7 protein-coding genes are annotated in these 8,299 nt (G+C 68.3%); 3 read left to right on the plus strand and 4 right to left on the minus strand.

What is annotated here, in order from left to right; genetic code table 11:
* Window positions 1-249 precede the first annotated feature (249 nt).
* The 4 genes from ACYVK7_RS17895 to ACYVK7_RS17910 form a co-directional block, all read right to left on the minus strand.
* The gene (locus tag ACYVK7_RS17895) at window positions 250-1,104 is read right to left on the minus strand and encodes a DUF6671 family protein (protein WP_253878229.1); all 855 of its coding nucleotides are present in this window, start codon (window positions 1,102-1,104) and stop codon (window positions 250-252) included.
* Window positions 1,101-1,403: a helix-turn-helix transcriptional regulator gene (locus ACYVK7_RS17900; RefSeq protein WP_242136446.1), complete on the minus strand. Its 303-nt coding sequence runs from the start codon at window positions 1,401-1,403 to the stop codon at window positions 1,101-1,103. The genes ACYVK7_RS17895 and ACYVK7_RS17900 overlap by 4 nt, the downstream gene beginning before the upstream one ends.
* Before the next feature lie 109 nt (window positions 1,404-1,512).
* The gene (locus ACYVK7_RS17905) at window positions 1,513-2,598 is read right to left on the minus strand and encodes an L-threonylcarbamoyladenylate synthase (protein WP_253878231.1); all 1,086 of its coding nucleotides are present in this window, start codon (window positions 2,596-2,598) and stop codon (window positions 1,513-1,515) included.
* Window positions 2,595-3,503, minus strand: a complete 909-nt coding sequence (locus tag ACYVK7_RS17910) for a MarR family transcriptional regulator (RefSeq protein WP_242136444.1) — start codon at window positions 3,501-3,503, stop codon at window positions 2,595-2,597. The genes ACYVK7_RS17905 and ACYVK7_RS17910 overlap by 4 nt, the downstream gene beginning before the upstream one ends.
* A 224-nt stretch (window positions 3,504-3,727) precedes the next feature.
* Here ACYVK7_RS17910 and ACYVK7_RS17915 point away from each other — a divergent pair, with 224 nt between their 5' ends.
* From ACYVK7_RS17915 to ACYVK7_RS17925, 3 genes are read left to right on the plus strand one after another with little or no spacing between them, the layout of a single operon-like run.
* Entirely contained in the window at window positions 3,728-5,314 is a 1,587-nt protein-coding gene (locus tag ACYVK7_RS17915) for a proton-conducting transporter transmembrane domain-containing protein (RefSeq protein WP_253878233.1), read from the plus strand.
* Entirely contained in the window at window positions 5,311-7,881 is a 2,571-nt protein-coding gene (locus tag ACYVK7_RS17920) for a DUF2309 domain-containing protein (protein WP_253878235.1), read from the plus strand. Before ACYVK7_RS17915 ends, ACYVK7_RS17920 begins: the two co-directional genes overlap by 4 nt.
* Window positions 7,882-7,901: 20 nt before the next feature.
* On the plus strand, window positions 7,902-8,201 hold the full coding sequence (locus tag ACYVK7_RS17925; protein ID WP_377191023.1) for a P-II family nitrogen regulator: 300 nt from the start codon (window positions 7,902-7,904) through the stop codon (window positions 8,199-8,201).
* Window positions 8,202-8,299: the final 98 nt, after the last annotated feature.

Raw genomic sequence — 8,299 nt, forward strand, 5'->3', positions numbered from 1 at the left:
TACCTCACCCGCAACCTGCACAGGCTCCTGACCAGGACAAACGCACTCGCCGCTACGGCTTGACGAACATAGAAGCGTCTTTGAAATGACCCTGGGGGAGTAGGGGTGCCTGCTGCCGACCGACGCTCGTGCATGGGGCCAGGTTGAGCCTCGGTCGCGAGGCTGCCACATGCCCGAACACATGTCAGTTGATATGCGAATCGAGTTTCGCGATTTGCATGGTGGGTGGTGGTGGCTGTCTCGTGGGTGTCAGGGGTTGCAGAAGGGGCAGCCCGCCGGGTCGGCGAGTTCGTGACGCTTGATTCTGGTGCGGTGTTCGCAGCGGGCGCAGCCGTGGATGTCTGCGGCTGGCTGCGGGGTGGCGGTGAGGCAGAGCCTGCAGGGGAGGCCGGGTTCGGTGGCGACGCGACCGAACCCCGGGGCGCCGCAGCTCTGGCAGAGCCGGTCGAGGCGTTCGGCCAGTTCGGTGGCCAGTCGTGCGATGCTGCGCATGCGGGTGGGGTTGAGGTGGGCGCGCATGTCGGTTTCGATGCGCGCGTGCCCGTCCGAGGACGCCGCCGCGCAGCATGCGAGGGCTGCGGCGAGGGCGGAGCTGGTGCGGATGCCTTTGTAGAGTGCCTCGTCGGTTGTGGCGGTGTTCGGCCGCACGGTCACCGCGTGGCTGCCGAACTGGGCGGATTGCAGGAACTGTGAGGTTCGTTCGTCGAGTTGGTCGGTGACGGTGTGGCCGAAGTTGGTGTCACACTCGAGATGGTGCACGACGAGTTCGAGGCCGAGGTCCTCGTCGACGAAGGCGAGGAATTCCAGTCCTGCGGGGATGAATCCGGCGATGGGGTGGGGGCCGAAGGCGCCCTCGGAGGCCAGGCCACGGGGCAGTCTCAGGGCCTGCATGGCGAGGCGGGCTTTCCTCAGCGCTGTCTCGCGTGGTGGTGCCGGGCGTTCGATCTCGCCGGTGAAAGTGCCCAGTTGGTCGGTATCGACCTCGGTAGCGACCTGGACCATCAGGCCGGGCCGCTCGGCCAGGGCGGTGGCCAGCACCCGCTCCTTGCCATGTTTGGTCGCTAGGGCGACTTCGCGGTCGCGGTAGGGGTGTGGTGCGCTCATGCGCTACGGCCGGGGGCGGTCTTCGGCTCGGCTGTCAGGACGGTGAGGATTTCCCCGACCGCGTGGTCGCGGTCGAGGGGGTGCCGCAGTGGCAGTTCCTGGTTCAATCGGTAGCGGTTGCGGCGCCCGTCGCGGACGCGTTCGAGGTAGCCTGCCTGTTCCAGTTCGGCCACGATCCGCTGAGCCGCGCGTTCGGTGATGCCGACCGCGTCGGCGACGTCGCGTAGCCGCATCCCGGGGTCTTGTGCGATGCACAACAAGACATGCGCATGGTTGGTGAGAAACGTCCAGTCCGCCACCGTGATCACCCTACAATCTACGATCCCTGTTTGCCATTTTGTCTTACGTGAGTTCATTTGCACATGTAGTTGGTCGCGCTCGACTCGCGTCGTTGACACAGATCCTCTCCTACTCGGCGCATGCGCTGGTCGACGCGGTTCCTGCGGGGCGAGGGGCGGATGCGCGGGTGAGGCGGTCCGCGATGGCCAGACCGACACCCGCGGGGGTAGGGAGTGAGGCGATGACGACCTCGCAGTCGTGACGATCGAATTCGCGCAGGAGTCGATACAGATCGCGGGCGTAGTCGCCGATTGCCGTCGGCACGTCGATCACCAGCGCGCTGTCGATGGTGATCGATGCCGTGCTCGCGGGTGGTCGCAAGACTCCGACTCGCAGGCCGTGTGACTGCTGTCGATCGGCCTCGGCGACGATCTCGCTCTCCTCGACCAGGACCACGCGCGCGCGGGGGGCGTAATGCGAAGGATGCTGCCCGGGCGCGCGGTGCCCGGGCAATGGTGTGGTTGTTCGGATCGGCCGGCCCAGTGCCCGGGCGAGATCATCCACCCCGACCGCGCCCGGGCGGAGAAGGATCGGCTCGTCGCCGGTGACGTCGATGATCGTCGATTCGATCCCGACCGGGCAGGGGCCGCTGTCGAGGATGAGGTCCACGGCGGGGCCGAGTTCGTCGGCGACGTGTTCGGCGCTGGTGCAGCTGACGGCACCGAAACGGTTGGCCGACGGCGCCGCGATCGCCCCGCCGAATGCAGTGAGCAGGCGCTGGGCGACGGGATGATGCGGGACCCGCACCGCGACGGTGTCGCATCCACCGGTGACAACGGACGGAATGCGGGGACTACGCGGCAGGACCAGGGTGAGCGGCCCCGGCCAGAACCACTCGGCGAGCACCCGAGCGTAACCCGGTGTTCCCGTGACCCAGTCGCCGAGCTGGCCGGAGTCGGCGAGATGGACGATCAGCGGGTGCGTCACGGGCCGCCGCTTGACCTCGAAGACTCGGCGGACCGCCTCGGCGTTCTCGGCATCGGCACCGAGCCCGTACACGGTCTCGGTCGGGAAGGCGACTAGACCGCCTCGGCGCAGGATTTCCGCAGCGCCGCGGACGACCCCCTGCACCTGGGCCGGAGCGGGCCGGGCGGCGGCTGCGGGGGAGATCGTCCCAGGGCCGGTGAACGTCGTCGGTCGGGCTGTGTGCGTCATCGGTCGACTCCGGAGTAGGTGATCAGCCTCTGGATGCCCTGATCGTCGTCGACGACGAACCACCGATCGGCCACCAGACGCGGATGGCGGGCACGCAGATCCGCGACCTCGGCGGCCATGAACTTCGAGGGGCGGCTCGCGGCGAAGCTGGCGTAGAAGATGCCGCCCAAGCGCGACCCTCGCGGCTCGGAGGTAGCCGCGACGAACGTGTCGAGAACGTGCCGACGGGCCTGATCGGTGGTGTCGGTCGCACGCAGCAGGGGACCGTCGATCCAGCACAGCGTCCAGAGTCCCGACAGTGACACCGACCTGCGGACCCCGACCATGGCCTCAGCCACGGCCGCCTGCGAGGTCTCGTCCTGGGCCGCCGCAGGGGTGGCCGACTCGTAGTGCAGCCATTCGGGCAGTCCCTCTTCGAGGTCGCCGCGGACCCAGATGCCCAGCAGCGTGCTGTCGTGCCGACTGGCAGGCGAGAGGCCCTCACGCAGGTGGTTCAGGTAGTCGTTCACCGCGGGCACGGCCGCGTCCAGATCGTCGACGCTGCGCACCAGCAGCACCATCCACGCCGACGTCGTGCCGACCAGCCGCGGCTCCAGTCGGGCTACCGAGGCCACGGACCCGTCGTCTCGGGTGGGGTGTTCGAGCAGGTCGAGGACCTCGCCCACGGCGACGTCCCGGTCCGTCCGTGGCCGGAAAGGTAGCTCGCCGTTGAGGCGGTAGCGACCGGTCAGACCGTCGCGGTTGCGCTCAAGGTACCCCGCGCGTTCGAGTTCGGTGATTATGCGCTGGGTCGCCCGCTCGGTGATGCCGGCCTCGTCGGCGATCTGGGGCAGGCGCATCTGATCGTCGCGGGCGATGCACAGCAGCACCCGCGCGTGGTTGGTGAGAAACGTCCAGTCCGTCACGCATCACACGCTACAACATGCGACAGTGATTTAACACATCCGAGAACGTGTTTTATATTTCGTGTATTGTGAGTCGCGTTATGTCGTGATCGACGGCGTCCGATCGCGTTCCCCGACCGCTCCCGGCAATCCGGTGGCAACCGGGCGGTGTTCGGGTGGTCGCCGACAACAGGTGATCGCGTCGGTGAGTGATCAGCGGGTCGTCCGCTGGGAGGGAGAGGCCAGTGAGTGTGCTGCTGCTGGTATCGGTACTGCTGCCGGCGATGACCGGTCCGCTGTTGCTCGCGGGATGGCGCACCGGTCGCTGCGGTGTCGCGGTGACGACGTTCGCTGCCGTGTCGGCTGTCGTGGTCGCCATAGAGGTGGCGGTGCGCGGCCCGGTCGCCGCGGTCATGACCACCGGCCCGGACGGGTCGGCGGTGGCCGGGTTCTATGCCGATCGAGTGTCGGTGCTGTTGCTGTTGCTGGTGCTGGGCGTCAGTGCCGTGGTGCAGGGTTTCGCCACGCGGTACCTGCGCGGAGACGCTCGGGCGGCCCGCTTCGCCGCGCTGACCGGGTTGCTCACCACGGCCACCGCGGCGATGGTCACCGCCGCCACGCTGATCGGGCTGGCTGTGGCCTGGTCGGCGATCGGCCTCGGGTTGTGGTGGCTGTTGCGGGTGTACCGCGCCGATGCGTGGGTGCCGGTGGCGGTCGCGCGGACCGCACGCATGGTGCTCGTCGGCGACATCGCGCTGTGGACGGCGGTGATCGTGGCCACCGTGCAGTGGGGGAACGTGGACCTGCGCGCTCTCGAGCTGCCGACGACCACATCGGCGGCGGGTTCGATCATCGCGGGAGCGCTCGTGATCGCGGCGGTGGCTCGCTCCGCGCTGGTCCCGATAGCGGGATGGCTTCCGGCCACCGTCGCCGCGCCGACACCGCTGTCAGCTCTGCTGCACGCCGGCATCGTCAACGGGGGCGGCGTGCTGCTGCTGCGGTTGCACCCGATGATCGACTCCTACGCCACGGCGACGGGTCTGGCCTTCCTCGCCGGCGCGCTCACCGCAGTCTACGGCACCGCGCTCATGCTGACCCGGCCCGACGTGAAGTCCGCACTGGCCTACTCCACCGTCGGCCAGATGGGATTCATGGTGATGACGTGCGCTCTCGGCGCCTACTCCGCCGCGCTGTTCCACCTGATCGCACATGGCATGTACAAGGCCACGCTCTTCCTGGGGTCGGGGTCCGCGGTCGGCGATCACGTCAAAGAACGCACCGCACCACCGCGACCATTGGGCAGTCCGGGTGCGCGGCGCGCCTTCGGAGCGCTCGCCCTCCTGGTGCCCACGGTGGCGCTCGCCGGTGCGGTGTGGCTGTGGGAATCGGTGTTCGGGCTCGCCCATTCCGGGACGGTGTTGCTGCTGGCGTTCGCGTGGGTGACGGGCACCCGCCTGATGTGGGGCTGGGCCCGACGCGTGACGAAACCGGGGCCCGCCAGCGCGTTCATCGCAGTGCTCATCGCCGTGATGGTTGCCTACCTCGGTGCGCTGTCGGTCTTCAGCGCCTTCACCGAACCCACTCTGCGGGCCGCGGGCCCCGCGGTAATGAGCGCGTGGACGCTGATCCCGGTCTTCGTGGTGGTCGCGGCGCTCACCACCGTACGGGTCACCACCGTCCCCGCTCTGACCTCGCTGCACAAGACCCTGTATGTGGTGTGTCTGAGTCTCGGTGATCTTGGTCCGCGCGCTCGCAGGACCGCGTTCACCAGGGGCGCGCGCAGTGCCGCGCCTACCAGATCGTTCGTTCCCGTTGTGGTAGGAGAATCATGACAGTCACCGTCGATTCGGTCCCCGTCGATCAGCGCGCGATCGAGCGCGCACAGCTGCGAGCCGAGATCAGTGTGGCCGCCCGCGTCCTCACCCCCGTATGGCCGTTGAGCAGTTTTATCGCGGTCAACCCACTCGGCGGGCTGGAACATCGGCCCTTCGACGACGCTCTCGCCATCGCCGGTGACCTCTACGGCCTCCGAGGCACCCTCGACGAGGCCGAGTTCCGCGCCGCCCACACCACCGGCCGAATCACGAAGGCCGATCTGAGCGAGGCTCTCGAGCGCCGACTCCCAGACGCCGTCACCGCGGCACCTGTCGAGGTCGACGGACGCGTCTACACCGCCGCCGAGATCCTTCTGGCCGACCTTGTCCACGGATCGACCCCGCCACCCCCCACCCGCCGGCTGCTCACTCTGAGCGAACGCGTGTGCGCGCGCACCGCGGCAGCGATCGACGCTCAAACCGTCAAATGGTGCTCGGCGTATCTGGATCCCGGCCAGGCCAGCTGGACAATGCCCGGCCGCGACCGGGGCTTCTACCCGGCCTGGGCCGATCTGGCGCCACGCGATCCGCGGCTCCCCGCAGCCGCTCGCCGCGCGCTGCGCGACCTCCCCTCCGATCCCGCTGATGCCATCTCGCACGCACTGGCACGACTCGGTGTAGGACACGGTGGTGAACGCATCGCCTACCTGCGCGCCCACCTGACGCGGCTGCCGGGCTGGGCCAGCCACATCCTGTGGCACAGCAACACACCCGGCTCCACAATCGACCTGGTCGACTATCTCGCCGTCCGGCTCAGCTACGAGGCGCACCTGCTCGACACCACCGAACTACCCGCGAGGACGGCTCCTGGTCCCGCTCACCCATCGGGCACGGCCACAGACCGTGCCCATCGCGCGGCACAGGCATTGGGCACGACCGGTCTCGATGCCGCCGGCGAGGCGTCGATCCTCCGGATTCTCGACCATATGCCCGTCGATTCGCGGCCACTGGTGTGGCTGGACGCCTACGAGACGCACTATCGCCGCGGTCTGCTGGAGGAACTGGACAAACCCGTCCCCACCCCGAACTTCACCCGCGCCGACGCGCAGTTGGTGCTGTGTATCGATCCCCGCTCGGAAGGACTGCGCCGGCACCTCGAGGCGCTGGGCAGCTACGACACGTTCGGATTCGCGGGGTTCTTCGCTGTGGCCAGCCGCATCCACGCCCTCGCCAACGGCGATCCCGCGATCGCGGCGCCGGCTCTGGTGACACCTCACATCGACCTATATGAACAACCCGACCCGGCAGCGCTCGTCGCGGCGCAGCGCCACATCGCCGGACTGCACACCCTCGCAGCCACCGCGGACGCGGTCCACACCGCCAAAGCCGACCTGGCGGCACCGTTCGCTCTCGCCGAGATCCTCGGCTGGGCGAGCGGGCCCGTGGCCGCCGCGAAAACCCTGGCACCTCGCCGCTACCGGCGATGGCGCACCCGCACCCGGACCCGGATCGCGCCCCCTGCCCGCACCGTGATCGACACCGCCGGCGGGCTCGGTCTCGACCAGCGTGTGCAGATCGCCGAAACCGCCCTCACGGTCATGGGACTCACCAAGGGTTTCGCTCGGCTGGTGGTGTTCTGCGGACACAGCGCCAGTACCGAGAACAACCCCTTCCATTCGGCCCTGGCCTGCGGCGCCTGCGGTGGCAACCCTGGCGGGCCGAACGCTCGCGCCGCCGTGGACATCCTCAATGACACCGAAGTGCGCGACAGGCTCGCCAGCCGCGGCATCGACATTCCCGACGACAGCTGGTTCGTCGCCGCCGAGCATGACACCACCAGCGACCGCGTCACCATCCTCGATCGCTACCGGGTGCCCGACACACATCGGCACGACCTCGATCGGCTCACCGCCGACCTGGCCGAAGCCGGACGTCGCCTCGCTGCCGAACGAACCACCCTGCTTCCCGGCGCGCCCGACCGACCGAGTCCGCACACGGCGGCACGCCACGCCGGGACCCGTAGCGCGGACTGGGCACAGGTGTATCCCGAATGGGGCCTGGCCGGCAACGCGGCATTCATCATCGGACCACGCACCTTGTCCGCAGGCGTCGATCTGCGCAGCCGCTGCTTCCTGCACTCCTACAACCCCGACGACGACCCGACCGCGACCGCGCTGGAAACGATCTTCACCGCAGCGATGATCGTCGCGCAATGGATCAACTGTCAATACTATTTCTCCACCGTCGCCCCCGACATCTTCGGCGCCGGCACCAAAACAACCCACAACGTCGTCGGCGGAATCGGCGTTCTCACCGGCCCGTCCGGAGACCTGCGAACGGGCCTGCCCTGGCAATCGGTGGCAGTCGGGAACCGCCTCGTGCACGAACCGATGCGCCTGCTCGTCCTCGTCCACGCCCCGCACGAGCGAATCGACACCATCGTGGCCCGCAACCCCAAGGTGCGCGATCTCGTCGACAACCACTGGATCACTCTCCTCGCCCGCACCGACCAGAGCTCCCCCTGGCAACACCGCGCCCGCGGGGGATGGATTCCCTACCCCACCTCGAACGGAGTGCAGCCATGACCCGCACCAACCTCGCGAAAATGACCAGAATCGAGGTCATCGTCTCGGGAACCGACGCCCCCGACGTTCGCCGCATCATCGAGCACTCCGGCGCCACCGGATACACCACTATCTCCGGCGTCTCCGGTCTGGGCCACAGCGGATACCACGAAGGACGGCTGCTGTTCAACGAACAGGACACCCTCGCCCTGCTCATCACCGTCATCCCCGACCACCGCGCCGACGCCCTCATCGCCGGCCTACGCCCTCTGCTCGAGAACTCCTCCGGAGTCATGTTCGTCACCGACACCTATGTCAGCCGACCCGACTACTTCACATGAAATCCAGGGTCGTTGCAAAGACGCTTCTATGTTCGTCAAGCCGTAGCGGCGAGTGCGTTTGTCCTGGTCAGGAGCCTGTGCAGGTTGCGGGTGAGGTA

It is taken from the genome of Promicromonospora xylanilytica (assembly GCF_054782895.1).